We start from the raw sequence: 26,024 nt of genomic DNA, 5'->3' as shown, positions 1-26,024 counted from the left end.
CTGTTGCGCACCTCACTCGAGGTCGCCGATATCTTCCGTGCCGCCGGGCCGGCCTATCGGGCCGCCCATGCCGGACATCTGAGCCTCACCCAGCTCAAGGTAATGACGGCGATCGAGAACTGCCGCACCTCAGCCCTTGGGGGTCACGTCGAGGGCTGCGAGGACTGCGGGCATTGGCGGGTCGCCTACAACAGTTGCCGCAATCGGCACTGCCCCAAGTGCCAGGGTGCGGCGGCGCGCACTTGGCTGGCGGAACGCGAGGCAGATCTGTTGCCGGTCGGCTACTTCCATGTCGTCTTTACGCTACCGGCAGAGATCGCCAGTATCGCCTTTCAGAACAAGGCGGTGGTCTATGATCTGCTGTTCAAGGCAGCGTCGGAGACCATGCTGACAATCGCGGCCGATCCCAGGCATCTAGGCGCCAGGATCGGGATCACCGCCGTGCTCCACACTTGGGGCTCGGCGCTTACGCACCATCCCCACGTCCATATGGTGGTGCCAGGTGGCGGCATCGCACTCGACGGAACGCGCTGGATATCTACGCGGCCCGCCTTCCTCTTGCCGGTGCGCGTCCTGGGAAAGCTGTTCCGCCGTCTGTTCCTGACCCGGCTGATCCAGCTTTACGACGCCGGTAAGCTCGCTTTCTTCAGGTCGCTCGCATCACTCACCGGAAGGCGCGCCTTCCTGCGTCATCTGGCACCGGTCCGGAAGACGCGATGGGTGGTTTATGCAAAGGCGCCCTTTGCGGGCCCTGAAGCGGTGCTCGCCTACCTGTCCCGCTATACCCACCGGATCGCCATCTCCAACCGACGGCTCATCGCCTTCGACAAGACCGGCGTCACGCTCCGTTACAAAGATTACCGTCGCGATGGACCCGAACGACAATGCGTCATGACCCTCGCCACCGGCGAGTTTATCCGGCGGTTCCTGGCCCATGTCCTGCCTCGTGGCTTCCACCGTATCCGGCATTATGGTCTGCTGGCCAGTTCATCGCGCAAAGCCAATCTTGCGCGTGCTCGTGACTTGCTCGAGGTCGCCGCGCCGCCCGACGATGCTGTACTGGAAGAGCCCGTCGATCTGCGACCACCGTGCCCTTGTTGCGGCGGGCATATGATCATCATCGAGACCTTCGAACGCTGGCGACAACCGCGGGCACCGCCAAACATCCCGATCCGTAACCCGGAGACCGCGCCATGATCCGGCATGGCCTGGCATATATACATCCTGCCCAAGCACCGTGGCGGGAAGCGCTGACGCTCGCGCTGCGCATCGCCGATGCCATAACGCATGACGAAAACGATGCGCACTGCCACCAATTAAACCGTCTGAACCGGGCGAACGGCAGTCCGCCTGGGCCACACGGATCATACCAAACCAGTAATAGCGCCAGCGCGCTTAACGGCTCTGATCCGAAATCCCCATAGCTCAGCGCTTGAGGCACCGCGGGTCGTACATGTAAGACTTTCGTACGCCTGCCGGCGCCCGAAACCCTTCGACATTTTGCTCGGTCCGGTTCCGAGCACGTAGCCCAAGAAAGCTGACGCTCCTGGCATAGAGATTGCCATCTGTGCTTTGACAGCTACGCGCCCATCCAAGCCGTTCAATTGGAAAAGCAGCGCGCCTATGAGCAGTCAGTCCGCTCATGACTGAGGCTGGGGGTGGGTTCAACGGGTGGTGGCAACACTTTAATCTTTTGAGGAAGATGGAGTGTCGCGATGAAGCAGCGTCGTCGGATATATTACACGGCCAGCCAGCGAGCGGAGATATGGGATCGTTGGCAGCGCGGGGAATCGATGAGTTCGATCGGGCGAAGGTTTGATCGAGAGTCATCGTCGGTATTTTCGGTGATTTCGCCGACCGGCGGTATCAGGCCCGCCGATCGCAAGCGTGGCCGCCTTGCGCTGAGCCTTGCCGAACGGGAGGAGATATCGCGGGGCCTGAGCGTCAGTGAACCCTTGCGTGCGATAGCACGGCGACTGGGCCGCGCGCCTTCGACGATCAGTCGCGAAGTCAGGCGTAACGGCGGCCTTGCACGGTATCGGGCGACCGTGTCCGATCAGGCGGCCTGGGACCGAGCCTTGCGGCCCAAGCCCTGCAAGTTGGCTTGCTCGCCGCCATTGGCCCGGGCAGTATCGGCCAAGCTGTGCCGCAAATGGTCACCAGAGCAGATTGCGGGGTGGCTCAGGCGCAGCTTTCCCGAGGAGCCGCATAGGCAAGTGTCGCACGAGACTATCTACAGAAGCCTGTACATACAGGCGCGGGGAGTTCTTAAGAAGGAATTGCTGGAGCATCTGCGCGCCCGGCGCACCATCCGCAGGTCGCGGCACGCCAGCCTCAAGCGCAACGGGCTGGGACAGATCAAGGATGCCGTGTCGATCAGCGAGCGTCCCGCGTCGGTCGAGGACCGCGCCATTCCCGGCCACTGGGAAGGCGATCTGATCGGAGGCACAAAGAACAGCTACATCGCGACGCTGGTCGAACGGCATTCGCGCTACGTGATGCTGGTCAAGGTCGCCAACAAGGAAACAAGGAGCGTGGTGTCGGCGCTGATCAGGCAGACGCAGCGCCTACCGCGCGAACTCTACAAGTCGCTCACCTGGGATCGCGGCAAGGAACTGGCCGATCATCCGCGCCTCTCACTGGCTACCGATGTCGAAGTCTATTTCTGCGATCCGCAATCGCCTTGGCAGCGCGGCTCCAACGAAAACACCAATCGTCTGCTACGACAATACTTTCCCAGAGGAACCGATCTATCGCTATACAGCCAGGCCAAACTGAGTGCCGTTGCCCGGCAACTCAACGAACGGCCAAGGAAAACGCTCGAATACCAAACACCCGCAGAGCGCTTTCAAGCCTGTGTTGCCGCCACCCGTTGAACCCACCACCCATCGCAGCCGATCAAAGACGCAAACGTCACGAGCCTTGCACAAACCCGCCGGACCGGTTTCAAGAGAAGCGATAAGGGCACCACAAAGACCGGGATGGGTGGATGGCGGTCAGGCCGCTTTCGGGTGACAGGCCGCCGATGATTGACATTGATCGCACCCGACCAAAGCGGCACCTGCCGACCAGATCTAGCCGTCCCATTTCGCGCCTTTCAACCGCCAGTGTCGCCTGGCAGTCGGTCGACCCGTCCAATCAGATCGCAGAGCCTCGATCAAACATATCGCGATTAATTAACGATCCTGAACTCCGCCGCTCGCGGTTATGCCCGCTCACTTATTGAACCGCAGCTCGCTTCTTCCGCGCGCGTACGTCCTCCACGGACAGAGGCGATCCATAGTTACAGGCTATGGCCTATCGAGAAGGCGCTATTGGACGCGATGGAACGTGTCGTTTACCCTGAAAACGCAGGGACGATGATCCCAACGTCGATCAGTGGAGAGATAATAAATGGACGTATCACGTCGGGACTTGCTCCAAGTTTCCTTGATAGCCGGGTCTGCGCTTGTTGCTCCTTCGTTCGGTTGCAGCGCGGAAGTCAAGTTTCGATCAATTCGAAATCCGATGAAGCTTCCGGCAGGTGTATGTGACCCGCAGATCCGGGTCTACAATGACGTCGCCTGGCTCTACGCGACACATGATGCGAAACCAGACAATTTAACCTTCACCATGAACGATTGGCAAATCTGGCGTAGCACCGATCTCGAAAATTGGATGCTCGCAGGAACCCTCACGCCGGAACAGACCTACTTGCGTCAGCCAAGTACCCAATGTTGGGCTACGGATGCGGCCGCTCGAAACGGAAAGTTCTATCTCTACTTTTCCATGGGTCCGGAGGACATCGGGGTGGTCGAGAGCTACCGGCCAGAAGGTCCGTGGAAAGACCCTCTCGGGAAGCCATTGATCGCAAAGGGGCAAGTTCCGACTGCATCGCGCGACCCGGGCATTCTCCAAGAAGCGGACGGGACCAGCTACATGGTCTTCGGCACCTTCGACTTCTATGTGGTGCGTCTTAACGAGGATATGGTCTCCTTGGCCGAGGAACCGCGTCTGGTCGAGATTACCGACAAGGAAGGGCCGTTCGGACCCGGTAAAACGGACGACAAGCCGTTTCTCCACCGTCGAGGTGATCTCTATTACTTGTCTTGGGGCACCTACTATGCAGTCAGCAGCTCACCGTACGGCCCCTTCAAGTGTCAAGGGGCGTTGCTGAAGCCTGAAAATGTAGACGAGACCTTCCGCAACGACAGCGCCATGCGCGGGCCCCATGCGCCCCCGCCACAATATCGTCCGAAGGACTGGCTCAATTTTGATCGGCACGGGTCGTTCTTTGAATGGCGCGGCAAGTGGTTTTTCGCGTGCAATGATCAATCCCAACCCGGCACTTCACCGCTTTTCCGCCGGAGCGTTCTCTGCGAGGTCAACTACCTGCCGGACGGACGCATTGCGCCGCTGCATCTGAACCGCAGCGGTGTGCGTATACCGCGATAAATAGAGAGTGTGAATGGGGGCGCTTGCACCGGAGGACCGCCGCAAGCGCCGATGTTCCATAAACATGACTGAGATGGGGCTCTCTGGTCAGGTTGCGTTCCTTCCCGAGCGGTGAGCACCGACAGGCCGCTATGGAGCGCGACCCTCCGGCTGATGAGGGGCCGCAATGGGGGGTCTGCAGACCGGCAGCAAATCTCCTTTGTTGGCGATGCGCCAAACGAAAGGCGACGGGCAGCTATCTGCCGATCTGAGCCGGTGAGCCGCCATTCCGCAACCGGCCAGTCTTGGGCATCCTGAATGGCATAGCAGACCGGCTGCACCTGGGAGCGGACAATCGGCGGTTGAACGGCGACAAAGGGTCGGTGGTGTACGCGCACCCCGGGGCATGTAGCTATTCGAATTCAGCTGTTTCAGCAGGCCGCATGGCTATGAATTTCGCGGCATCGATGCCGCCTGTACGCAGGCTCGCCGTTAGGCGCCGGGCGGGTTCATCCCAGGGTTCGTCCGTCAGCTTGAATGTCCCCCAGTGCATGCCGACAGCCGCTTTTGCATCCAGGTCCAGCATGATCTGGATGGCATCGTCGGGATCGATATGCTGGGCTGCCATGAACCAGCGCGGTGCATACGCACCGATCGGTAGGATTGCGACATCGACCGGCCCGAAGCGTGCCCGCAAGTTGCGAAAGATCGCACCTGTGCCGTAGCCAGTGTCCCCAGCGAAATAGACCGTCCGGCCAAAGGCCTGCAACATGAAGCCGCCCCACAGAGCCATGCGGCGGTCGCGGGCACCACGCGATGACCAGTGCAAGGCCGGTACGACATGCGCTTGAGCACCCGGGGCGATGTCGAAGCGGTCGAACCAGTCGCCCGTTTCGACGCGGGCATCGGGGATGTGGCGGCGAATTATGCTGTCGTTGCCCAAAGGGGTGATGATCCTTGGGGCATGCCGCGCCTGAAGCTGACGCAGGGTCGCAACGTCCAGATGGTCGTAGTGATTGTGGGACAGGAGGACCGCGTCGATGGGTGGCAGATCGCTCATCCGGACACCCGGCGCGGTCACGCGGCGCGGCCCGGCAAAGGCGAGCGGACTGGCACGGTTGGACCAGACCGGATCGGTCAGGATGTTGAGCCCGCCGGTTTGGATCAGCACGGATGCATGGCCGACCATGGTGATGCACAATCCCTCCACCCGTTCCGCCGGAACGATGGGAGACACCGGCATCGATTTCGGCCATCTGGTCCGGGGAGCCGTGCGATACCAGCGCAGGATATCGCGCATAGACCGGTCCGTTTCCGGCTCTCCTGCCGAGTTCGTAAAGCGGTGCCCGTCGAAGTGGGATGAGACGGGCCCGGAGTAGTAGCGGTTCGCGGATGACATAGGGCCTCGCTTCAAGTGGATCACTTCACCTCCGCCCAGGCAATGGCGTCTGCGCCCGCCGGAAGAACCGCCGGACAGTCCGCGTCGGTCGCCGCACGGAAGATCGCATCCGCGACGTCCTGGGCCTCTGTGACCGGGCCATTGGCAGCCTCCATCATCGTCGCCAGCGTTTGCCGGGCATAGTCGGCATAGGGTTCGGCGAAGCCACCGGCATCGGCCACGTGGCCTTGGGCGGTGCTGCCAAAACTGGTCGATGGCGCCATGCCGGGCATGACGACCCGAACGCGGATGCCGAAGGGTGCCAGTTCGTGCGCGGCGGATTCGCTGAGAGCGTTCATCGCCGCCTTGCTGGCACGATAGACCGACAGCAGGGGCAAGGGCTTGTAGAGCGAGCTGGAACTGACATTGACGACGACGCCCGAGCGTCGCTCTCGCATCCCGGGAAGGACGGCCTGCATCATCGCGATCGCCCCGAACAGGTTGGTTTCAAAAACCTCGCGCACCGTTTCGAGAGGCGAGCCCTCGACCGCGTTCAGCCATCCCATACCGGCGTTGTTCACGAGCACGTCGATCGCTCCGGCCTGCCCGATTGCAGCCGCGATGCTGTCTGCATCGGTCACGTCGAGCGGAAGGATATGCAGCCGGTCCGACGTCGGGAGTGTACTGGCGGCCGGATTGCGCATGGTGGCTACCACGCGCCAGCCCTGGTTGAGGAAATGTAAGGCCGTGTCGCGACCGAAGCCGGTCGAACAACCGGTGATGAGGACAGTCTTCAACGTAAAGCTCCTTGCAGGGGATCGTTCTTATCCCTTAGATATGAATGATCCTTCAGCTTTGGTATTCGCATATGAGCCGCCCGACGCCTGCACTGCTAAAACCGCGCAAGACGCCGCGACAGGTGCGTTCTGCCGTGACGATCGAGGCCATTCACTGCGCGACCATTCAGGTTTTGCTGACGCGGGGACTCGGACATCTCACCACGACGCAAGTCGCCGAGCGCGCCGGCGTTTCCGTAGGTACGATGTACCAGTATTACCCCCACAAGCAGGCGTTGCTCTTCGCTCTGGTCGAGCGCCAGTTCAACCTGATCGAAACGGCGATGAGGGACGCGACAGACCAGTTGATGGGCGGTGACCTCAAGACGATCGCGCATGGCGTGGCGACGGCCTGGCTGGACGCGAAGATGGCAGACATGGTCGCCTCGCGCGCTATCTACGGCATCTCTGCCGAATTTGACTTGTCCGAACTGATGAGCAGAGCGGCGCAGACCATGACGGTGTCGATCGATGGGCTGCTCGCCAGTGCCTGCGATGCGCAATTCGCCGACCGAGCGTCAGTGGCTTTCATGCTAGCGGCGCTGTTGGGCGGGTCCGTCCGGGTCGTCATGGAGGCCGACCCTTCAGAGGAAAATTTCGCGCGACTTCGGCGCGAACTCCCCGAGGCCTGCCACGGTTATTTGGTGGCCGCCAGTCGGAGCGTGTAAGGATAAGCGGACCTTCCTCTTATCGGTGCGCTCAATTTGCCATTTAAGGTCCGGAATGGGTCGGTTTCAGAAACCGCTCGGCACTCGTCTTAATCCAATCAGCCTGATTTTAGTTTGAATGCTCTTGATGGCGATGAAATTGCCGATCTGATCATTCAAGCGATGCGACGAAGCGCCTTTCCTTGGGGCTGACGTGATCGAGACAGTCTTCCGAGCGACTGCTAACACTCTACGGTGATTACGAATTCTGACGGCCGGGGGCCGCCGGGATCTAAGCTCGACATTGTTAAGACGGGGGCGGCATTGTTGAAGCAATTCCTTTTCATCGGCTTCTGTGCCAACGCGCTCGCCGCCTGCACGGATGCGTCCACGGGACAAACCCAGGCAAAAGAGACGCCCGGCGTAGCCGTACAACGAGGGGACGGGCGGCCCTACGAGGTCACCGAAAGCGAGGTATGGGACGTGCCCGATCCCGCATCGCAACGAGGCTATCAGGTCTTCGTGGCCCTACCGCCATCCTACCGCACACAGCCTGAGCGTCGATATCCGGTAATCTATGCGACGGACGCCGATTACGCGTTCCCGATGCTCAAGCAGATCGGCCGCCGTCTCAATGTCGAGGGGCCGACCATCGAAGAGTTCATCCTCGTCGGGCTCTCTTATGCAAAAGGGGAAGGCGGCGTGGAAAGCCGCCGTCGCGATTACACGCCGACGGAGAACGGCCCTGCCGGATCGCCGAAGGGAGCGGTACACGGTCAAGCGAAGGCCTATCAAACCTATGTTCGGGACCAAGTGCTACCTTTCGTCGCTCAACGCTACCGGACGGACGAGAAGCGGCGGATTTTTCTGGGCCATTCATACGGCTCGCTGCTCGGCATGCAGATCCTGCTGAGCGAACCCGGCCTGTTTGATGGCTATGTTCTGGGGAGCCCCTCGTTCTGGTACGATCATCATTTCATGGTGAATCAGGCACGCGCCTACGCGACCAGCCACGACGACTTGCCGGCGCGGGTCTACATGTACATTGGCGAATACGAAGAGACGCGACCCGGCGATGCGCGTTTTTCCAAATCCGCCAATATGGTGACTGATACCAGGGACATGGATCAGATCCTGCGATCCCGCAGATATCCCTCCCTTCGTTTGCAGACGGAAGTTCTCAATGACGAAGATCACGTCAGCGTCGCGCCGCGCGGCTTCACCCACGGGCTGAAGTACCTACTGCCGGTCACAGTCGGGCTCCGCCAGTAGGATAGCGGCCAGTCGGCTCCTGGGAAGAAAAGTTTTAGCGTTGAGCTTCTGGAATGGGTCGGCGACGGACTGGCAGCAACACAATGCGCCCATCCAAGCCGCTCAATTGGAAAAGTCCCGCGCCTACGAGCGGTCAGTCCGGTTATGGCCGGGGCTGGGACGAAGCAGCCATTCGCAGGCGCGGTGTTGAACGGCTGGTCTCGGAAAAAGCAGACATAACCACCGGCGCTCAGGACGTGCTCCTCTTTCTGCTCCAAGCCACTCAGCTCGAGGTGAGATAGAAGTGCGGTGGGAATTTTACCCGCCGCTGCATGTCGTTGACCGCGCTGTCGGCAAGCGGCACGATTTCTCGTATTTCCTGCGAGCGCATTGTTCTGCGCGTGATATTCAGAGCTGCGCTGATACCGTATCTCGACCTGGTCGCGACTGTAGAGATCGATGGCGAGATATCTTTCACTTTGAATTCTACGCGTGATCTCGTTCCGAAACATCGCGCTGTAGAACACAGATCGGACGGTCAATTTCAGCGGGCAGATGCTGCGAACTAGCTCATCGAAACAGGGCATGATTCAGCCGCACCAAAACTTCCGCGCCAGGATTGATCGTTTCATGGCCCATTCGTTCCGCAATAGCCAATGTCGCTATATCGCGGCGTTTTGCAATCCTGTGTCGTTCGGTGGACGCTAGTGCAGGCCCCATCTCCTGATAGATCAGATCCGTGCAATAACAGGGAGAGAAGTGGCCCGGCTCGTCTGAACAGCCTTTGACGTTTGATAAGTGGATCGTCTGCGGGTTGGTTGTTCAAGCTGCCGCCTGCGGGGCGTCATGGAGGTCGGGCGTAGCCCGGCCGGAGTGACGCCCCGCAAGTCGCGGCCAATTCACGCTGCCACGGCCTGTGGCAGATTGTCAATGTAGGTTTGATCGGGCGGACGCCCACCGAGGCTCGAGTGAGGTCTCCGGGCGTTATAGAAGCCCAGATATCGGCCGATCGCGTTGCGCGCTTCGCTGACCGAAGCGTAGGCGTGCAGGTAGACTTCTTCGCACTTCACCGAGCGCCACAGCCGCTCGACCACGACATTGTCGCGCCAGGCGCCGCGGCCGTCCATGCTAATCGCGATACCCTCGCGCCGGAGCACGCCGGTGAAGGCCTGGCTCGTGAATTGGCTCCCCTGATCTGTATTGAAAATCTCCGGCTTGCCATAGCGCGCCAGGGCTTCCTCGAGCGCTTCCACGCAGAAGTCGGCCTCCAGCGTGATCGAAATCCGATGGCTCAGAACCTTGCGGCTGAACCAGTCGACGATAGCTACGAGATAAACGAAGCCCCGCGCCATGGGGATGTAACTGATGTCTGTCGCCCAGACTTGAGGGCCTCACGATCGGAAGCTTGCGCAGGAGATAGGGGTAGATCTTGTGCCCTGGCGCCGGCTTCGAGGTGCTGGGACGTCGATAGACCGCCTCGATCGCCATCTTCTTCATCAGGCTCGCGACATGGCAGCGGCCAATCTCGATACCCTCCTGGCGCAGGAAATCACGTAGCATTCGGCTTCCCGCGAACGGAAACTCCAGGGGCAACGCGTCGATGCGCCGCATGATCGCGAGATTCTCCGACGAAACCGGCCGGGGCAGATAATAGACACTGCCCCGGCTGATCCCCAGTTCCTTCGCCTGACGCTTCACCGGTAAGGTGTGCGTTCGGTCAATCATCGCGTTGCGCTCGGCAACAGTCCTGCCTTGCCGAGCGCGCCTTCCAAAAAATCATTCGCCAACGTCACTCGCCTATCTTGGCATGCAGCGTCTTCACGTCGACGGCGGGCTCGTCCGAGGACTTCTCCGACCCGAATACGCCGGCGGCTCCTTCGAGCAACTGCGCGCGCCACGTCGTGATCTGGTTGGGATGCAAGTCATAGTCCTGCGCCAGCTCTGCAAGCGTCTTCTCGCCCTTGATCGCGGCAAGTGCTACCTTCGCCTTGAATGCCGGGCTGTGGTTGCGCCGGGGTCGTCTGCTCATTCTCTGCTCCTGTCTCGCAGCCTTCCTGGCTGCTCTCAGGCAGAAAATCCAATTATCTCAGTGCGCAGATTCCCCAGGCCACCTCTATCTTCATGTCTTCTCTCTCTTCCTTGATAATCGGACCTTCTGCCATTCGCGGGTCCGGGGAATGGAAGTGCTGCCGGCGTTCGATCCGGATAGATGCACGGTTCAGTGGGCGACAAAGCCGCCGTCAACGGAGAGATATGCTCCAGCGACGAAGCTCGCGGCGGGACTGCACAACCAAAGAACGGCAGCTGCGATCTCTTCGGGTTGACCGAGACGGCCGATGGGCTGGTCGCGCTGGATCTGCTCCATCGCTTCAGCAGACCGTGCGACGAGGTCTCCAAGCATCGGCGTTTCGACGACGCCGGGGCACACCGCGTTCACCCGGATACCTCGGGACGCATACTCAACGCCCACGCTCTTCGTTAGACCGAGCACCGCGTGCTTCGTACCATGATAGGCGGCGCGACCCGGTAGCCCGACCAGGCCGCCCAGGGACGAGCAGTTGACGATCGCACCGCCACGCTGCTTTTCCATCTGACTCACTTCGTATTTCATGCACGACCAAACGCCGCGAAGATTGACGCTGTTTACCGCATCGAAGCCCTCGACCGTCTCTTCAGTGAATATGCCCGAAGGGCCGGCGATCCCGGCGTTGTTGAATGCCATGTCGAGCCTGCCGTAGGTCTCGACGACCTTAGCAATGAGGGCAGCCACCTGCGCATCGTCTGTGACATCGCAAGGCAGCCCGATGGCAGAATGACCAGCCGTAGAGAGTTTCGTTGCAGCCTCGACAATGCCGTTCATATCGATGTCTGCCAGAATCACCGACGCGCCGTTTTCGGCAAAAGCCTTGGCGGTGGCGAAGCCGATGCCGGCGCTAGCGACGGTGACCAAGGCGACCTGTCCGGAAAAGTCGTAGGATGGATTTCCGGTCATTTGTCTGAGGTGCTCCTGTAGAATGGACTGAAATCCTTGCCCGATCGTGCTTTCAGCGTCAGGCTTGCGCGGCCCTGGCGATTGAGAGAATGCAAGGCCTTGCGATAAATTAGGCCAGCTTCTCGAGTGTGATCGGCAGACTTCGAATGCGTTTACCCGTCGCATGGAAGACGGCGTTGCCGATCGCAGGCGCGATCCCCACGACCCCGATTTCGCCGACGCCCTTGCCGCCCAGTGCCGTGGCTCTCATGTCCGGAATACCGACGGAGATGACCTGAACGTCCGGAACATCGGCATTCACGGGCACGGCATAATCGGCAAAGTTGGCGTTTACCGTGCGGCCGTCGCGCTGGTCGACATAGCCCTCTTCGAGCAACGTCTGCCCAAGGCCCATGATCATGCCGCCGATCCACTGGCTTTCGGCCAGCTTGGGATTGAAGATCCGGCCGCTGTCGAAGGCGGACACCATGCGCTTGACGCGGATCGTGCCGAAGTCCTCATCGACGCGGACTTCGACGAAATGCGCGCACCAGCTGTGCGCGGAAAGCCCGCCTTCGGTGGCGCCTTTCAACTGCGCGAAACTGCGGTCGGCGCCGTTCTTCATGTCTTCGGTGGCGCCCGCGGCGAAGGTGTTGCCTTCCACTTCCAATCTGGTTTGACCGACAGCCTTCAGCAGGTCGGCGAAACTAATCCCTCCGCGCGTTCGCCGCGCCGGCCGGATGACGCCCTTCTCGAAAGTCAGGCTTGATATCTTGGCGCCCGCCAATGGCGACTTGGGATCGGTCGCCGCAAGCGATAGCAAGGTGTCGCGCGCGTTCTTCGCCGCCCGGGCGACCGCGCCGGCCAGGTTGTTGGCCTGCTGCGAGCCCCCGGCGAGCGCTGATCGGGGGAGAATCGTATCACCGAGGCGAACCATCACGGAGCCCACCGAAACCTCCAGCGCATCGGCCGCGGTCTGGGCGAGGATAGTATAGGTGCCCGTGCCGATATCGGTGCCGGCGCTGAGAACCTCAATCTGCCCACTGGCATGCAGGACGATTTTCGCTTCGCTGGCGGTGCGGATCATCGGATAGGCCCCTGCGGCCATGCCATAGCCGATCAGTTGCCGGCCTTCCCGCATCGAGCGGGGTTCGGGATTGCGCTTCCACCAGCCGATCGCTTCCGCGCCGGCCGCATAGGCTTCGCGCAGCTGCCGGGTCGACCAGGGCATCTGGTTGCTCGGATCCACGTCAGCCCAGTTGGCGAGGCGCAGCGTGAGCGGGTCCATCTTGAGGGCATAGGCCAATTCGTCCATGGCGCTTTCGAGCGCCCAGGCGCTGGGGTTCTCACCGGGGCCGCGTTTCCAACCGGGCATGACCGCATTGACAGGCACGACATTGAGCCGCGACGTCAGATTAGGCGTGGCATACATGATCTTCGTCACATTGTTGCACGCCTCGACATGGGTCTCGTCGATCGCGGTCTCGTTCCAACTCTCATGGACAATGGAGAGGATTTTTCCGTCCTTCGTCGCGCCGATCGATAGATTTTGCCTGGTCGCAGGGCGGCCACCGAGGCCGGTGAACGTCTGCGGACGGGTGAGCGAGACCTTGATCGGCCGCCCCAGCTCGCGGGACGTCACGCAGGCCAGCCCGACATGGGGATGCGCGCCGATCTTCGACCCGAAGCCACCGCCAACATAGGGCGATATCACCCGCACATTGTCGATCGGGATGCCGAGCCATTCTGCCACGACGCCGCGCGCACCGCCGACCCATTGGCTGGGTTCCCAGACCGTGATCTTGCCGTCCGCCCATGACGCGATGCAGGCATGGGGTTCCAGAGGCACGTTGTATTCGCGTGCGGTCGTGTAGGTCGCATTCAACTTGACCTCGGCGCTGGCGAGCGCGGCCGGAGCGTCGCCCCATGCGGTGGCCATCGCATCGATCGGCTGCGGCTTGGCCTTGGGATCGTCCAGATCGAGGATGGGGCTCGCATCCTCATACACGACCTTGAGCAGGCTGGCCGCTTCGGTCGCCTGCTCGAAGGTCTCGGCAACGACGAGCGCGATGTGCATGCCGTTGAAACGGACGATGTCATCCTGAATCGGCGTGAACACCTCGGTTGCGCCGCCGCCCGCGCCGTAGAAGGTCGGCTTATTGATCTTCAGCGAATTCTGATGGGTATAGACGTCGATGACGCCGGGCAGCGCCTTGGCTGCCGAGGTATCGATGCTGATGATCCGTCCCGCCGCGCGTGTCGATTGCACGGTGACGCCGTACGCCATGTTCTCAAGCTTCTGCTCGATCGCATAGCGCGCCTGACCGGCGACCTTGAGAGGTCCCTCGGCACGCGACAGCGGCGCTCCCAGCGAAGGGCGCGCAGTGGGGGCGGGCTCATTGGCAAGCGCCGGCTCGCCTGTAAAGGCAAGCCCGGTGGTGGCGACGGCGGCGGCGCCGGCGCCCAACTTCATGATGGTGCGGCGGTCCAGACCGATATCGAGATCGGTATCCTTGCTCATGCGATATCTCCCACCGTCATCAGGGCACGTGCCACGACCTTGGGCGTCAGCTCGATCTTGAAGGCGTTATGGCCGCTCGACGTCGCGCCCTCGACGGCGGCAGCGGCGGCAGCGCGCAGCGTTGCCTCATTGAGCGTCTTGCCCTTAAGCGTCGCTTCGACAGCGTGCAGGCGCCACGGCTTGGTAGCGACGCCGCCCAAGGCGATGCGGACATCGCGAATGGTCCTGCCGTCGGCCTCGAGCTCGAGGCCGACGGCGGCGCTGGCGGCTGCGAACTCGTAGGACGCCCGATCGCGGACCTTGAGATAGTGCGAGCGCTTCAATGCCGCGACGCGTGGTATCTCGACGCCGACAATCATCTCGCCAGGCGAAAGTCTGTTTTCGATGTGTGGCGTTTTCCCCGGGACGAGGAAGAAATCGTTGACCGGAATGGACCGCTCAGATGAGCCCCGGACAATGACCTTGGCATCGAATGCCGTAAGCGCGACTGCAAAGTCTCCCGGATAGATGGCGATGCAGGCGCTGCTGGTGCCGAGCACCGCGTGATTGCGGTTGACCCCTCCGATCGCCGCGCATCCGGAGCCGGGATTGCTCTTGTTACAGTTGGCATAAGCGCCGGGGTCGCGGAAATAGGTACATCGGGTGCGCTGCATCAGGTTGCCGCCGATCGACGCCATGTTGCGGAGCTGCGCCGAGGCCGCCCGCCACAGGCTTTCCGAGACAACCGGCGCCACGTCCTTGACGTCGGCGTGGTCCGCGACCTTGCTCATCCTGGCGAGCGCCCCGATCCGGATAACGTCGGCCGACACGTCGATCGAATCGAGGCCGGAAAGGCGCGTAAGGTCGACCAGGCGCGCCGGGCGCTCGACATTGAGTTTCATGAGGTCGAGCAGCGTGGTTCCGCCTGCCAGAAATCTCGTCTCGGGCTTGCGCGCTTCGACGACTGCCGTCGCCGCATCGTCGGCGCGAATATAATCGAAGGTCCTCATCGTGTCGCTCCATGCTCGGGCGGGTTGGGCTTGAGGCGACTAGCAGCATCGCGAACGGCCGCGACGATGTGCGGATAGGCGCCGCAGCGGCAGATATTGCCGCTCATATATTCGCGTATCTCGTCATCGCTGTCGGCATGGCCTTCGCGGATGCAAGCGACAGCGGACATGATCTGGCCCGGGGTGCAGTATCCGCACTGGAACGCGTCGTGTTCGATGAAGGCGGTTTGAACCGCATGCAGCGTTCCGTCGGCCGGCCGCAATCCCTCGATCGTCGTGATCCGGCGCCCCTCGACCTGTGCCGCCAGGGTCAGGCAGCTCAGCACCCGCTCGCCATCGACATGAACCGTGCAGGCGCCGCACTGGCCCTGATCGCAGCCCTTCTTTGTTCCGCACAGATCGGCATGCTCGCGCAGCGCGTCGAGCAGCGTCGTGCGTATGTCGAGCTGGAGATCATGACGCCTGCCATTGATCTCCAGCGCTGTTGAGCCGTTCGCCATGGGGTGCTCCTGTTTTTCGCAAACGGATCAGGCAGCCTGCCGCACATTGAACCAGCCGGTCATGGCCTCGATGACGGTCCACAATTTGGCTGGTATTGCGAGACGCGGCACGTCCGCAGCGCCGACGTCAAGCGCGACCGGTCCCGGCACATCGCCGCGCGCGTGGCGGACCCAATCTGGATTCATCACCAGCCCCTGACCGACGGCGACGAGCGACAGGCCTGCCGCGATCGCCTGGCTCGCTTGCTCGGGTGTCCGAATCTGGCCTGCTGCAATGAGCGGGATACGGCCATTCAGATAGTCTCGCACGATCTCGGTGATCGTCAGGCCGTCCGGCGCGTCGACCGGCCGTGCCTCAAGCGCATCGGCGAGCGACATATGGAGATAGTCGATCCCGGCGGCGATCAGGCGATCGACCAGATTGAGCGAGTCCGCGATACGCAGGCCATCGTCATGGGGTTCATCAACGGTGATCCGATAACCCAGCACAAACGGGCGCGTTGCATGATCGGCGATCGCCTTGCGAACCGCCGCCACGACGGCGAGCGGGAAGCGCATCCGATTTTCCAGCGAGCCACCCCACCGATCATCACGCTGGTTGAAATGTGGCGAGAAGAAATTCTGAAGCAGGAAGCCGTGTGCGCCATGCAGCTCGACGCCATCGAAACCCGCTTCGATGGCGCGGCGGGTCGCTTCGCCAAAGGCGTGGACGACCTCCTCGACCTCAGCGTTGGCGAGCGCACGCGGTATCACCGCGGGCGCCGATGGCCCCGCGTCGCCGGCAACCGCGCTCGCGGCGACGATGTCGGATACGAGATCCGGCGATGTCTTTACGCCGGCATGGAACATCTGAAGGATGGCCGGGGCGCCACCACTCTTGGCCGCCGTCGCCAACCGCTTCAGGCTTGGAATGAACTTGTCGTCGTAAGCCGCAAATTCATGCGTGAACCCGATGCCGTTTTCCTGGACATGGGTGCAACCGGTGATGACCAGGCCCACGTCCTTCACGCGCAGCCTGTAATAGGCCTCTTCTTCGCCGGACACAGTGCCGTCGTCATTGCCAGCCCAAGTGGTCATCGGGGCCATCGCGACGCGGTTTCGCAGGAGGATGCCGTGACCCAGCGAGACAGGTTCAAGAAGGTTCATTGGTTTCATATTCGAAGGTCCGTCATGTGATCAAAGGAGGGCAGCTGCCGCCCTCCGGGTTCTGTCGAGTGATGCTAAAGCGGCGTGATCAGAGTTCGCGCAGAGCTTGTTCGCTGGAGTCGATGTATCGTTCGCGCTGGAGCGTGCCGAAGCGACCATAGGGATAGTCTTCCGGTGTCGGGGCGCTGACGCTGTCCAACTTCGAAATCGCATCGGCGTCGATCTGAAGGTTCGCAGCGACAAGGTTATCCTCCAGCTGCCCCATAGTGCGGGCGCCAATGATGGGCGCCGTCACAGACGGCCGGTTGTTGACCCAGCTCAGCGCGACCTGGCTGGGCGTAGCGCCGATCTCGTCGGCGATCTGCCGCAACGCATCGACGGTTGCCCAATTGCGTTCGGACGCGGCGTGCTCCTTGCCGATATGCCCGAGCATCGGGTTGCCGTTGCCGTAGCGCGTACCGTCCTTGTCCACGCCGTGCGCGCGATCATATTTGCCGCTCAGGAACCCGCCTGCCAGCGGCGACCAAGGCAGCAATCCGATGCCGTTATGCAGCGCGGCGGGGATGACCTCATACTCGATCTCGCGGCACACCAGGCTGTACTGCTGCTGCAGCGTGATCGGCACCTGAAGACCCATCGCCTTAGCCGTCGAGAGCGCAAGCTGGAGTTGCCAGCCGGTGAAATTGGACAATCCGACATAGTGGATCTTGCCGGCACGCGCGGCTGCGTCGAGGAAGGCAAGCGTCTCCTCGATCGGAGTCAGCGGATCCCAGCCGTGCATCTGATACAAATCGATCGCCTCGACCCCGAGGCGCTTGAGCGACGCGTTCAGCGCGCGATGAAGGTGGGGGCGAGACGTGCCGACATCGTTCACATCGGGGCCGGTTCCAAACCGTGCCTTGGTGGCGATGGCAAGGCGGCTCGTGGTCTCGGGGCGTGCGGCCCGCCAGCGACCGAGGAGTTCTTCCGACGCGCCGCCGCCATAGACGTCGGCCGTGTCGATCATGTTGCCACCTGCTTCGAGGAAGGCGTCGAGAATAGCGAAGGCTTCGTCCTCGGGGGTCTCGGTCCCGAACCCCATGGTGCCAAGGATCAGGTTCGAGGCCGACAGGCCCGAATTGCCGAGCTTGCGATACTTCATGGGTCTAACAGGCTGCGGAAAAAGGCGCTTGCCTTGATGTGGCATTGCTGATTCCAGGATCCCGTCGAGGGATGTTGAAGGGATCGGGATGCGCGGCGGTGATGAACGGAGCGAGGGGCTGTTCTCGTACGTGAGTTGCGAGGCTCGGGTGCCGGCGAACCATGCTCTTCGCGCGATCCGGGCGATTGTCGATGAAGCGCTCGAAGTGCTGTCCGCGGACTTCGACGGCCTGTATTCTCGTATCGGGAGGCCGTCGATCCCACCCGAGAAACTTCTTCGGGCCTTGCTCCTGCAGGCCTTCTATTCGATCCGCTCGGAACGCCAGTTGATGGAGCAGATGGACTACAACCTGCTCTTTCGCTGGTTCGTCGGCCTGGCGATGGATGCGCCGATCTGGGATGTCACGGTCTTCACCAAGAACCGCGAGAGGCTGCTGTCCGGGGACGTTGCCGCCAAGCTCCTGTCGGCCATCATCAACCAGCCACGCGTGCAGGCTCTTCTTTCGGACGATCATTTCTCGGTGGACGGCACGTTGATCGAAGCGTGGGCAAGCGCGAAAAGCTTCAGACCCAAGGATGAAGGCGGCCCCGGAGATGACGATGACGCCGGGTTGGCTTCCAGCCGCAGCGAGCAGGCAACAGCGCCGACCGACCGTAATGCCGAACGCGATTTTCGCGGCGAGAAGCGCAGCAATGCAACCCATGCATCGACCACAGATCCTGATGCCCGACTATTCAAGAAGGCGCGCGGCCAGGCAGCGAAGCTGTGCCACATGGGCCATGTCCTGATGGAGAACCGCAACGGCCTCGTCGTCGATGCGATCCTCACCCACGCCACCGGCACCGCCGAACGCGAGGCCGCGCTGACCATGTTGGGCCGCATGGAAGGACGCCACCGGATTACACTGGGCGCGGACAAGAACTACGACACCGCCGCCTTCGTCGCGGCGCTGCGCGAGATGGAGGTCACCCCGCACGTAGCCCAGAACAACACCAACCGGCGCTCCGCCATCGACAGGCGCACGACACGCCATCCCGGCTACGGCCTCTCCCAGAAAATCCGCAAGCGGATCGAGGAGGTGTTCGGATGGACGAAGACCTGCGGCACCATGCGAAAGACCCGCCATCGAGGCCAGGACCGCGTCGGATGGTCCTTTACGCTCACCGCTGCCGCCTACAACCTCATCAGACTGCCAAAACTTCTGGCCGCGGCCTAATCGTGTCGCTCACGTCACCACGACCGCGCCAACGTGGTCGGTATCTCCGAATTTCACCCTGAAACGAGCGACAGACCAGTCCCCCTCCTTCGAACGCAGATCGACGGTGACCACTGCGGCGCCTTTTTCCGCAGCCTGCTAAGTCTCCGATGCTTGGTCCTCACCGCAGACGCGCCCGAGACCATTTCACCGGATGAAGATAAACCTCACGGCATTAAGTGATTAGCCACCGCATTCTGCATAGCCTTAGAAGCGCGTTTTCTTAATGGGAGTGTGTCGCGGGGTTATTCCGCATTGTGCAGAGGTCAGGAGCTGCGATAGCGAAGCACTTCGAGCACGAGCGCAAAAGCGGGGGAGTGGTGCCGGCGGCTCGGATAGTAGAGATGATAGGCGGGCCGTGGCGGCGACCAGTCGGCAAGGACGCGGACCAGTCGGCCCTCCTGAATCAGCGCGTCCACCTGATCTTCGGGAAGATAGGCAAGCCCTAGCCCCTCGAGCGCGGCTTGGCGCATCAGAACCAAGGTGCTGAACGCTGCCCGTCCGTCGATGCGTACCTTCAGCTCACGCCCATCCTTGTAAAGGTCCCATGCGTAGTAACTGCCATAGGTAGGTAGCCGGAGCTTCAAGCAGCTATGCTCTGTCAGGTCGTGGGGCGTGAGAGGCGGTGGCCGTCCTTCGAAGTAGGACGGTGCGCCGACGACGGCGAAGCGAAAATCCCGGGCGATCGGGACCGAGATCATGTTCTTGTCGACCTGCTCACCGAGCCGCACGCCCGCGTCATATCGGTCTGCGACGATGTCTTTCAGACCATAGTCGCTGATGATCTCGACGTTTATGTCCGGGTATTCGAGGAGTAAAGGCGCGAGCTTTGGCCAGATTATGGTTTCGGCGGCGTGCTCCACGGTGGTGATGCGCACCGTGCCGGCCGGCTTGTCGCGCATCCCGCTCAGCGCCGCGATCTCGCTTTCGATTTCGTCAAAATGCGGGCCGATGCTGTTGAGCAGACGTTCGCCAGCCTCGGTGACCGAAACGCTTCGGGTCGTGCGCGTGAGCAATCGCAGTCCCAGACGCGTTTCCAGCGTGCGCACAGTATAACTCAGCGCCGACTGTGAGACCCCCAACTGAGCCGCAGCCTTGGTAAAGCTCTGCGCACGCGCGACCGCGATAAAGGCCAGATAGTCATTCACGTTCTCTCGGCGCATTCAGAAGCCCAATTTCTAGGTCTATGCAGATAATGTCATCTAATAAGCTATTCCCGGATGAATTAAAATATCGACTTGTCGCCGGATTATGGTGAGCCCCTGTGCGCAGCGGCGGTAGTGCCTGGCAGCGATCTGAGGGCTGGATTTCGGGCAACGCGGCTGGGTGTCGGTCTCGATCGGCTGCTCAACAAACCGAGGCCGCGGCGCGGCATCACAAGAAGAGAAGGCAGATTCTATGGCTGACGAGAAAGTATGGTTCATCACCGGTGCGAGCCGCGGACTCGGCGTCGATATCGCGCAGAAGGCGCTGGCGGCAGGGCACTCCGTCATCGCAACAGGACGCGACGCAGAGCGGGTGCGGCAAGCGGTTGGTGCGCACGACCATCTTCTGACCGTCGCGCTGGATATCACCGATTCCAAGGCCGCAGCGGCAGCCGCCCAGGCCGGGGTCGATCGCTTCGGCCGGATCGATGTTCTCGTCAACAATGCCGGCAACTTCTATGCGGGCTTTTTCGAGGAGATCAGCGACGCGCAGTTCCGGGCGCAGTTGGAAACCAACTTCTTCGGCCCGTTGAACGTAACCCGTGCCATCCTGCCGATTCTGCGCAAGCAGCGTAGCGGTCAGCTGATCACTGTCACCTCCACCGCCGCTCTGGTCGGCGGAGCATTCACGTCAGCCTACGCGGCATCGAAGTTTGCGCTTGAAGGGTGGCTCGACTCATTGCGCCCAGAACTCGAGGCATACGGCATCGCCGTCATGTCCGTCGTGCCGGGCTTCTTCCGCACCGAGCTGCTGGTCGAGGGCGCCTCGACAATCTGGCCCGAGCTTTCGATCGAGGACTATGCCGAGCGCACCGCGCAGACGATCGAAGCGTTGAAGGGCATGAACGGCCAGCAGGTCGGTGATCCCGGGAAGCTCGCTGCGGCGCTGGTAACCCTGTCGGACTCCGGGGCGTTGCCCCAGCGCTTCGTGGCGGGTTCAGATGCCATCGCTGCCGTCGAGGCCAATCTGAATATCATTCAGGGTCAGATTGATGCGCACCGCGACCTGTCCGCGTCGATGTCCTTCGATGCAACGGCCTAATCATTACTGAGAAAGGCCCACTCATGATTTCGAAACTGACGGGAACCGTTGCGGTCGTGACCGGCGCAAGCAGCGGCATCGGCGCCGCCACGGCAAGACGCTTGGCGCAAGCAGGCGCCTCGGTCGCGCTCCTGGCCCGCCGCAAAGAGCGGCTCGACGCCCTTGTCGCCGAGATTGAAGCGGCTGGAGGGACAGCACTCACTGCTCCTTCCGACATCGCTGACCAGGCACAGGCAGAAGCCGCCATTCAGTCGGTCATCGCCCGCTTCGGTCGGATAGACATCCTGATCAACAATGCCGGCCTCATGTTGATCGGCCCGATCGTCGGCGCAGATGTCGATGAATGGGAGCGTATGCTGGACGTCAATGTGCGTGGCCTGCTCTACATCACGCATGCGGCTCTGCCGCATCTGCTGACTGCGGCGGCGGCTGGGCCCCGAAACGTCGCCGACGTGGTGAACATCAGTTCGACCGCTGGACGACGGGCATCCGCACTTTTGGGATCTACAACCTGACCAAGTTCGGGGTGAATGGGTTCACCGAGTCGCTCCGCCAGGAGGTGACACGGCGCCATGTCCGTGTTGGCGTGCTGGAACCCGGCGCGGTCGTGACCGAGCTCATTTCGCATAATAATGACCACATGCTCAGCGAGATGCTGGAGCCGTTCAACGCACAGCATGAGCGCCTTGAAGCCGAGGATATCGCGGATGGGATCGCGTTCATGGTGACCCGTCCGCGCCGTGCGTCGATCGCAGAAATGTGGGTCATGCCGACCGACCAGGTGACCTAAATTAAGCGCGGCCAGCCTTGCGGCGCTTTGCCGGAAAAGGCTCCCGCTTTCGAGAAAACGCGGAAGCCCGGGCATGCAAACTAAGGATCGCAAGCGTGGAGCGATGAGCGTCGCAGTTTCACATTCTGGGAGGTGCTGCTCATGCCGCACTATACTAAGGTGGACGACCGGTTTCGGCGCGAGCTGACTCTTTTGTCGTGGCGATGCAACGGCTGAAGTTGGTCGACACCCGCCGGGAAAGCGGACCGTCAGCACCTAGAGGTCAAAAATTGGATGCTGAGCGTCCGATAGGGGTCGGCGACGGACTGGCAGCAACGCGCCCTAGTCAGCCACTCGAGGGCCGATCTGGCGTGCCAGGAAGCCGTCGGTCCGGTTACGCTTGTCGACCCGATCGGCTGGCAGTCGGGATGGGTGGATTGTGACCGGCCCCCACCGAGTGGTCCGGGTTGTTTGTTAGTGTAAGATTGCCTCCGGCGCCATGGCTGGCCGTAGGTGCAGCGTAGCGGAACCGGAGGGCAGCCATGGCGCCGTCGCCGTCTCCGGGGCCGGCGGTCGATACCCCAGCGAACTATGAGGCCTGACGGTGTTGTAGTGCCGCCGCCAGGCCTCGATCAGGATCTTCGCCTCGGCCAAGGTGTAGAAGATCTCCCCGTTCAAGAGCTCATCACGCATCGAGCCGTTGAAGGACTCACAGTAGCCATTTTCCCATGGGCTGCCGGGTGTAATGTAGAGCGTTTTCACGCCGATCTTCGCCAGCCATTGCTGCACGGCATTGGCGATAAATTCAGGGCCATTGTCTGACCGTATGTGCGCCGGCGGCCCCCGTGTGACGAACAACTCGGCGAGAGCCGCCAGCACGTCCTCGCTGCGCAGCCGTCGCGCGATGGGTAAGGCGAGGCACTCGCGGCTGGCCTCGTCGATGATCGACAGGATGCGGAACTTGCGGCCATCATGTGTGCGTCCCTCGACGAAGTCGTAAGACCACACATGGCCCGGATATTCCGGTCGCAGGCGGATACATGATCCGTCGTTGAGCCAGAGCCTTCCACGCTTCGGTTGCTTCTGCGGCACCTTGAGCCCTTCACGGCGCCAGATGCGCTCCACCCGTTTGCGGTTCACATGCCAACCGGCATCGCGCAGCAAGGCCGTCACCCGGCGATAGCCATAGCGGCCATACTGCCGGGCAAGCGCGATGATATCCTCGGTCAGGGCTGCTTCGTCATCCGCCCCACGCGGCGTTTTGCGCTGCGTCGATCGATGTTGCCCGAGCACGCGGCAGACCCGCCGCTCGGACACCGGCATCATGCCCCGGATATGATCGATACAGCGCCTGCGGCGCGCGGGGCTCAGAAGTTTCCCCGCGAGGCCTCCTGTAGGATCAACTTGTCCAGCGTCAGATCTGACACCGCCCGCCGCAACCGGGCGTTTTCCTTCTCAAGCTCTTTCATGCGCCGAGCCTGGTCCATCTTCAGGCCGCCATACTCCTTGCGCCAGCGGTAGTAGCTCTGCTCGGTGACGCCGATCCGGCGACACGCATCCGCCACCGTTCCGCCCTGCGCCAGCACGATCTCCGCTTCACGCAGCTTGCCGATGATCTCTTCCGGCTTGTGCTTCCTCGCCATTCAAGTCCTCCTTCGTGGCCAAATCTAAAACAGATTTTGGGCCACTCAGAAGGGGGCAGATCAATTGCAGCATGCCCGATTTTGAAAATGCAGATGCGGAGAGTCGATATGTCCGGCGCTGGAGCTCCCCGAAAACGACTATGGTGTTCTAGGAACGGTGACGAGCCGCTGCATCAACGCGTCAGCAATAGCGGTCATGCCGTTTTCATTGGGATGATAGGGCACGAAACCCGGTGCCGATCTCTCCGTCGGGAAACCCGTAATCCATGGATCGCGGCTGCAGGCATCGTGGTGGGCTGACAATGTCGATGCCTGGATAACGTCGGCCTGCGTTTCTGCTGCCACACGCTTGGTGAGCCGCGCGAGCCTTTGCGCGACCAGCCTAATGCTCTGGGCCGTATCCGGACTCATGGGAGCATTACCGCATGTCCCCGTTGCGGGTAGGACAGACAGATAATCCACGAAAACCAGTCGGGCGGTAGGCGACCGCCGATGAACTTCGGCGGCGATCTGTCGCATACCGGCCTCGACCTTCGTCCACGCATCAGCCCCTGCCGGAGGCGAGGGGCATTTGAAATTGCGCGACGCGGCAGGCACTGGAGCCGTAGTGCAGGAGGCAGACCACAGCATCCCGAAATAGCCGACATCATTGCCACCGATTGTTGCCGTGACTAGCTTGGTGTCGACAGTCAGCGCTTCGATCTGAGCTGGCAGTTCTTTCCACCGCCCGAGGACATGTTCGGTTGTAGCACCGCTACAACTTACATCGATGAGCCGTAAATTTAGCTTTCGAGCCAGGATATGCGCGTAGTTGTCCGTCGATCGCGCGCACCGGTTCTGTGGCTGATCCGCTGAAGTCGTGATGCCAGGCCCAGCGGCATAAGAACTCCCCATTGCCACATAGATTGATGCCGGCGAGATCGGACTGACATGCGTGGAACGCGGTGTCGCACAGGCGGCGATACTCAATAAAGTGAGCAGGCAGCCGAAACCCCATTTCAAATCGCGCAAGTTTGCATTCCTTTCGATGCCGTGCACCCAATCAAAGGTTCACGAAGGAACTACCAACGGCCTTACATCTTTGAAGTTTGAATTTACGAATGACCGAAGTGCGGTAGTGACCGCACTTCATGAATAGCTGCTATAGAGCCCCACATCATTGACCTGAGCAGTCGCAATGGGGCGTGTGCAGCTAGCCCTCTTTGCGCCCATGTCGGTCGCATTGTGTCTGAAGACACACTCCCGAAACCGGCCATGCCGGAAAACACCTGATTGTCGACCGCTTGATAGCGACGACCGCTATTGGGGTCGGCACATAGAACAGACCCAGATATACGCTAAGTGCCGTCAGCCCGCCCAGGCGTCCGAAAACACCTGTTCCAGTCACCTCCACCCAAGCTGTGCCTGACGCTAATTATGCCGCTGCAGTGTCAGTTGAGGGGCTTTTCCCCGCGTCGCTTGCCTTTTTTCTGCCGAGCATCGAGCCAACATTGAAGGGCGAGAAGGCATCGTCCGCCCAGTGCGGCGTCGCACCGGGAATACCATAACGGAACGGGCGGCCTTCGGGAATATACAGGGTCCCGAACATCCAGTCGTAGATGGACAATAATATTCCGAAATTACGATAGTTGCCGCCATCCTTGCCATAGCCGTGGTGGCTGTGATGCATGCCCGGCGACACGATGACATGTTCGAGCGCGCGAAACAGGCGGCCAAAGACCGGATGCTGCCGCACGGTGATGTCCCACCGGAAATCGCTGTGCGTGAAGATGCCCCAGAACGAGAACAGGGCAATGGCAACGACAGCGGGCTTGGCGAGGCCGAGGTAAAGAGCAAGCGAAAATGCCCAGGTCAGACCGGCAACGAGTGACCAGAAGAGGCTGATCCTGAAGTTCAGCAGGACATTGACATATTTTGCGGTGTGATGGGTGCGGTGCATCCGCCACAGCCAGTCAAAGCGGCGCGAACCCTTGAGCTGGTGGGACAGGCGATGAACCCAGTAATTGGCGAATTCCGCCACGAGAACGATGGCGAGGACTGCGGGCCAGAACGGCATTCCGGACAGCGCGCCCTTACCCGATGGCACCAGCCATCCGATGACGAAGGCCACGGCCACCGCACCCAGCGGCCTGATAGCCGCTCCGACAAAAATGCAAATGCCGTTCACGAACCAATCGCTGCGGGAATACACTCCGCGATGGCGGCCCGCCACCAACTCTGCGACCAGAATGACCGCCGTAACCCCCAGTATCCAGACACCTAGACTTCCCATCGCGCAACTCCTCTCACCTCGGGAATCACATTCGCGCTGCAATTT

General features: G+C 61.4%; 19 protein-coding genes and 2 pseudogenes. 8 read left to right on the top strand and 13 right to left on the bottom strand.

What is annotated here, in order from left to right; genetic code table 11:
* The 3 genes from U9J33_RS23745 to U9J33_RS23735 all read left to right on the top strand — a co-directional run bounded on the left by U9J33_RS23745 (position 1) and on the right by U9J33_RS23735 (position 4,434).
* Positions 1 to 1,197: an IS91 family transposase gene (locus U9J33_RS23745; protein WP_186000109.1), complete on the top strand. Its 1,197-nt coding sequence runs from the start codon at positions 1 to 3 to the stop codon at positions 1,195 to 1,197.
* A gap of 518 nt (positions 1,198 to 1,715) precedes the next feature.
* A complete protein-coding gene (locus U9J33_RS23740; protein WP_324695151.1) occupies positions 1,716 to 2,876 on the top strand; it encodes an IS30 family transposase in 1,161 nt (386 codons plus the stop codon).
* A 631-nt stretch (positions 2,877 to 3,507) separates the two neighbouring features.
* On the top strand, positions 3,508 to 4,434 hold the full coding sequence (locus U9J33_RS23735; protein WP_324699389.1) for a family 43 glycosylhydrolase: 927 nt from the start codon (positions 3,508 to 3,510) through the stop codon (positions 4,432 to 4,434).
* A 391-nt stretch (positions 4,435 to 4,825) separates the two neighbouring features.
* On the opposite strand, the gene U9J33_RS23730 is transcribed toward U9J33_RS23735, so the two are convergent.
* Positions 4,826 to 5,812 carry an MBL fold metallo-hydrolase gene (locus tag U9J33_RS23730; protein ID WP_324699985.1) on the bottom strand — a complete coding sequence of 329 codons (987 nt, stop codon included), beginning with the start codon at positions 5,810 to 5,812 and terminating at the stop codon, positions 4,826 to 4,828.
* Positions 5,813 to 5,832: 20 nt separating this feature from the next.
* On the bottom strand, positions 5,833 to 6,588 hold the full coding sequence (locus U9J33_RS23725; protein ID WP_324699388.1) for an SDR family NAD(P)-dependent oxidoreductase: 756 nt from the start codon (positions 6,586 to 6,588) through the stop codon (positions 5,833 to 5,835).
* A gap of 44 nt (positions 6,589 to 6,632) precedes the next feature.
* On the opposite strand from U9J33_RS23725, the gene U9J33_RS23720 reads away from it, so the two are divergent.
* A complete protein-coding gene (locus tag U9J33_RS23720; RefSeq protein ID WP_324699387.1) occupies positions 6,633 to 7,295 on the top strand; it encodes a TetR/AcrR family transcriptional regulator in 663 nt (220 codons plus the stop codon).
* A 306-nt stretch (positions 7,296 to 7,601) separates the two neighbouring features.
* Positions 7,602 to 8,546: an alpha/beta hydrolase gene (locus U9J33_RS23715; protein ID WP_324699386.1), complete on the top strand. Its 945-nt coding sequence runs from the start codon at positions 7,602 to 7,604 to the stop codon at positions 8,544 to 8,546.
* A gap of 878 nt (positions 8,547 to 9,424) precedes the next feature.
* Here U9J33_RS23715 and U9J33_RS23710 read toward each other — a convergent pair.
* The 7 genes and pseudogenes from U9J33_RS23710 to U9J33_RS23680 all read right to left on the bottom strand — a co-directional run bounded on the left by U9J33_RS23710 (position 9,425) and on the right by U9J33_RS23680 (position 17,793).
* Positions 9,425 to 10,554: pseudogene (locus U9J33_RS23710) on the bottom strand (IS3 family transposase).
* Between the two features lie 189 nt (positions 10,555 to 10,743).
* Complete coding sequence (locus U9J33_RS23705; protein ID WP_324699384.1) at positions 10,744 to 11,517, bottom strand: SDR family oxidoreductase; 774 nt, start codon at positions 11,515 to 11,517, stop codon at positions 10,744 to 10,746.
* 109 nt (positions 11,518 to 11,626) lie between these two features.
* A complete protein-coding gene (locus tag U9J33_RS23700) occupies positions 11,627 to 14,017 on the bottom strand; it encodes a xanthine dehydrogenase family protein molybdopterin-binding subunit (RefSeq protein WP_324699383.1) in 2,391 nt (796 codons plus the stop codon).
* Positions 14,014 to 15,006 carry a xanthine dehydrogenase family protein subunit M gene (locus U9J33_RS23695; protein ID WP_324699382.1) on the bottom strand — a complete coding sequence of 331 codons (993 nt, stop codon included), beginning with the start codon at positions 15,004 to 15,006 and terminating at the stop codon, positions 14,014 to 14,016. The genes U9J33_RS23700 and U9J33_RS23695 overlap by 4 nt, the downstream gene beginning before the upstream one ends.
* On the bottom strand, positions 15,003 to 15,506 hold the full coding sequence (locus U9J33_RS23690) for a (2Fe-2S)-binding protein (protein WP_324699381.1): 504 nt from the start codon (positions 15,504 to 15,506) through the stop codon (positions 15,003 to 15,005). Before U9J33_RS23690 ends, U9J33_RS23695 begins: the two co-directional genes overlap by 4 nt.
* Positions 15,507 to 15,533: 27 nt before the next feature.
* Positions 15,534 to 16,661 (bottom strand): NADH-dependent flavin oxidoreductase, encoded by a 1,128-nt coding sequence (locus U9J33_RS23685; protein WP_324699380.1) that lies wholly within the window; start codon positions 16,659 to 16,661, stop codon positions 15,534 to 15,536.
* A gap of 79 nt (positions 16,662 to 16,740) precedes the next feature.
* Positions 16,741 to 17,793 (bottom strand): aldo/keto reductase, encoded by a 1,053-nt coding sequence (locus tag U9J33_RS23680; RefSeq protein WP_324699983.1) that lies wholly within the window; start codon positions 17,791 to 17,793, stop codon positions 16,741 to 16,743.
* Between the two features lie 88 nt (positions 17,794 to 17,881).
* On the opposite strand from U9J33_RS23680, the gene U9J33_RS23675 reads away from it, so the two are divergent.
* Positions 17,882 to 19,009, top strand: coding sequence for an IS5 family transposase (locus U9J33_RS23675; RefSeq protein ID WP_267225191.1), 1,128 nt, complete (start codon positions 17,882 to 17,884; stop codon positions 19,007 to 19,009).
* A 305-nt stretch (positions 19,010 to 19,314) separates the two neighbouring features.
* Here U9J33_RS23675 and U9J33_RS23670 read toward each other — a convergent pair whose 3' ends face one another.
* Positions 19,315 to 20,211, bottom strand: coding sequence for a LysR family transcriptional regulator (locus tag U9J33_RS23670; RefSeq protein ID WP_324699379.1), 897 nt, complete (start codon positions 20,209 to 20,211; stop codon positions 19,315 to 19,317).
* Positions 20,212 to 20,446: 235 nt separating this feature from the next.
* On the opposite strand from U9J33_RS23670, the gene U9J33_RS23665 reads away from it, so the two are divergent.
* Both U9J33_RS23665 and U9J33_RS23660 read left to right on the top strand, forming a co-directional pair.
* Positions 20,447 to 21,295 (top strand): SDR family NAD(P)-dependent oxidoreductase, encoded by an 849-nt coding sequence (locus tag U9J33_RS23665; RefSeq protein WP_324699378.1) that lies wholly within the window; start codon positions 20,447 to 20,449, stop codon positions 21,293 to 21,295.
* Positions 21,296 to 21,318: 23 nt separating this feature from the next.
* A pseudogene (locus U9J33_RS23660) lies at positions 21,319 to 22,085 on the top strand (SDR family NAD(P)-dependent oxidoreductase).
* A gap of 453 nt (positions 22,086 to 22,538) precedes the next feature.
* On the opposite strand, the gene U9J33_RS23655 reads toward U9J33_RS23660, so the two are convergent.
* The 3 genes from U9J33_RS23655 to U9J33_RS23645 all read right to left on the bottom strand — a co-directional run bounded on the left by U9J33_RS23655 (position 22,539) and on the right by U9J33_RS23645 (position 25,979).
* Positions 22,539 to 23,707, bottom strand: a protein-coding gene (locus U9J33_RS23655; protein ID WP_292637164.1) for an IS3 family transposase whose coding sequence is annotated in 2 segments (ribosomal slippage) — positions 22,539 to 23,446 and positions 23,446 to 23,707 — 1,170 coding nt in all. Because the reading frame shifts where the segments join, the coding sequence is not laid out codon by codon here.
* Positions 23,708 to 23,845: 138 nt separating this feature from the next.
* Positions 23,846 to 24,718 carry an SGNH/GDSL hydrolase family protein gene (locus U9J33_RS23650; RefSeq protein WP_324699377.1) on the bottom strand — a complete coding sequence of 291 codons (873 nt, stop codon included), beginning with the start codon at positions 24,716 to 24,718 and terminating at the stop codon, positions 23,846 to 23,848.
* 403 nt (positions 24,719 to 25,121) lie between these two features.
* Positions 25,122 to 25,979, bottom strand: coding sequence for a sterol desaturase family protein (locus tag U9J33_RS23645; RefSeq protein ID WP_324699376.1), 858 nt, complete (start codon positions 25,977 to 25,979; stop codon positions 25,122 to 25,124).
* Positions 25,980 to 26,024 lie beyond the last annotated feature (45 nt).

Source organism: Novosphingobium sp. RL4 (assembly GCF_035658495.1).
In the GTDB taxonomy this organism is placed as follows: domain Bacteria; phylum Pseudomonadota; class Alphaproteobacteria; order Sphingomonadales; family Sphingomonadaceae; genus Novosphingobium.
The sequence above is the reverse complement of the archived record's forward strand: the minus strand, read 5'-3'. Positions and strand labels throughout refer to the sequence as shown.

Coding starts and splice junctions, on each gene's coding strand:
- U9J33_RS23740 (WP_324695151.1), top strand. CDS start 1,716: ATGAAGCAGCGTCGTCGGATATATTACACGGCCAGCCAGCGAGCGGAG.
- U9J33_RS23735 (WP_324699389.1), top strand. CDS start 3,508: ATGAAGCTTCCGGCAGGTGTATGTGACCCGCAGATCCGGGTCTACAAT.
- U9J33_RS23730 (WP_324699985.1), bottom strand. CDS start 5,812: ATGTCATCCGCGAACCGCTACTACTCCGGGCCCGTCTCATCCCACTTC.
- U9J33_RS23720 (WP_324699387.1), top strand. CDS start 6,633: ATGATCCTTCAGCTTTGGTATTCGCATATGAGCCGCCCGACGCCTGCA.
- U9J33_RS23705 (WP_324699384.1), bottom strand. CDS start 11,517: ATGACCGGAAATCCATCCTACGACTTTTCCGGACAGGTCGCCTTGGTC.
- U9J33_RS23700 (WP_324699383.1), bottom strand. CDS start 14,017: ATGAGCAAGGATACCGATCTCGATATCGGTCTGGACCGCCGCACCATC.
- U9J33_RS23695 (WP_324699382.1), bottom strand. CDS start 15,006: ATGAGGACCTTCGATTATATTCGCGCCGACGATGCGGCGACGGCAGTC.
- U9J33_RS23690 (WP_324699381.1), bottom strand. CDS start 15,506: ATGGCGAACGGCTCAACAGCGCTGGAGATCAATGGCAGGCGTCATGAT.
- U9J33_RS23685 (WP_324699380.1), bottom strand. CDS start 16,661: ATGAAACCAATGAACCTTCTTGAACCTGTCTCGCTGGGTCACGGCATC.
- U9J33_RS23680 (WP_324699983.1), bottom strand. CDS start 17,793: ATGAAGTATCGCAAGCTCGGCAATTCGGGCCTGTCGGCCTCGAACCTG.
- U9J33_RS23675 (WP_267225191.1), top strand. CDS start 17,882: ATGCGCGGCGGTGATGAACGGAGCGAGGGGCTGTTCTCGTACGTGAGT.
- U9J33_RS23670 (WP_324699379.1), bottom strand. CDS start 20,211: ATGCGCCGAGAGAACGTGAATGACTATCTGGCCTTTATCGCGGTCGCG.
- U9J33_RS23665 (WP_324699378.1), top strand. CDS start 20,447: ATGGCTGACGAGAAAGTATGGTTCATCACCGGTGCGAGCCGCGGACTC.
- U9J33_RS23645 (WP_324699376.1), bottom strand. CDS start 25,979: ATGGGAAGTCTAGGTGTCTGGATACTGGGGGTTACGGCGGTCATTCTG.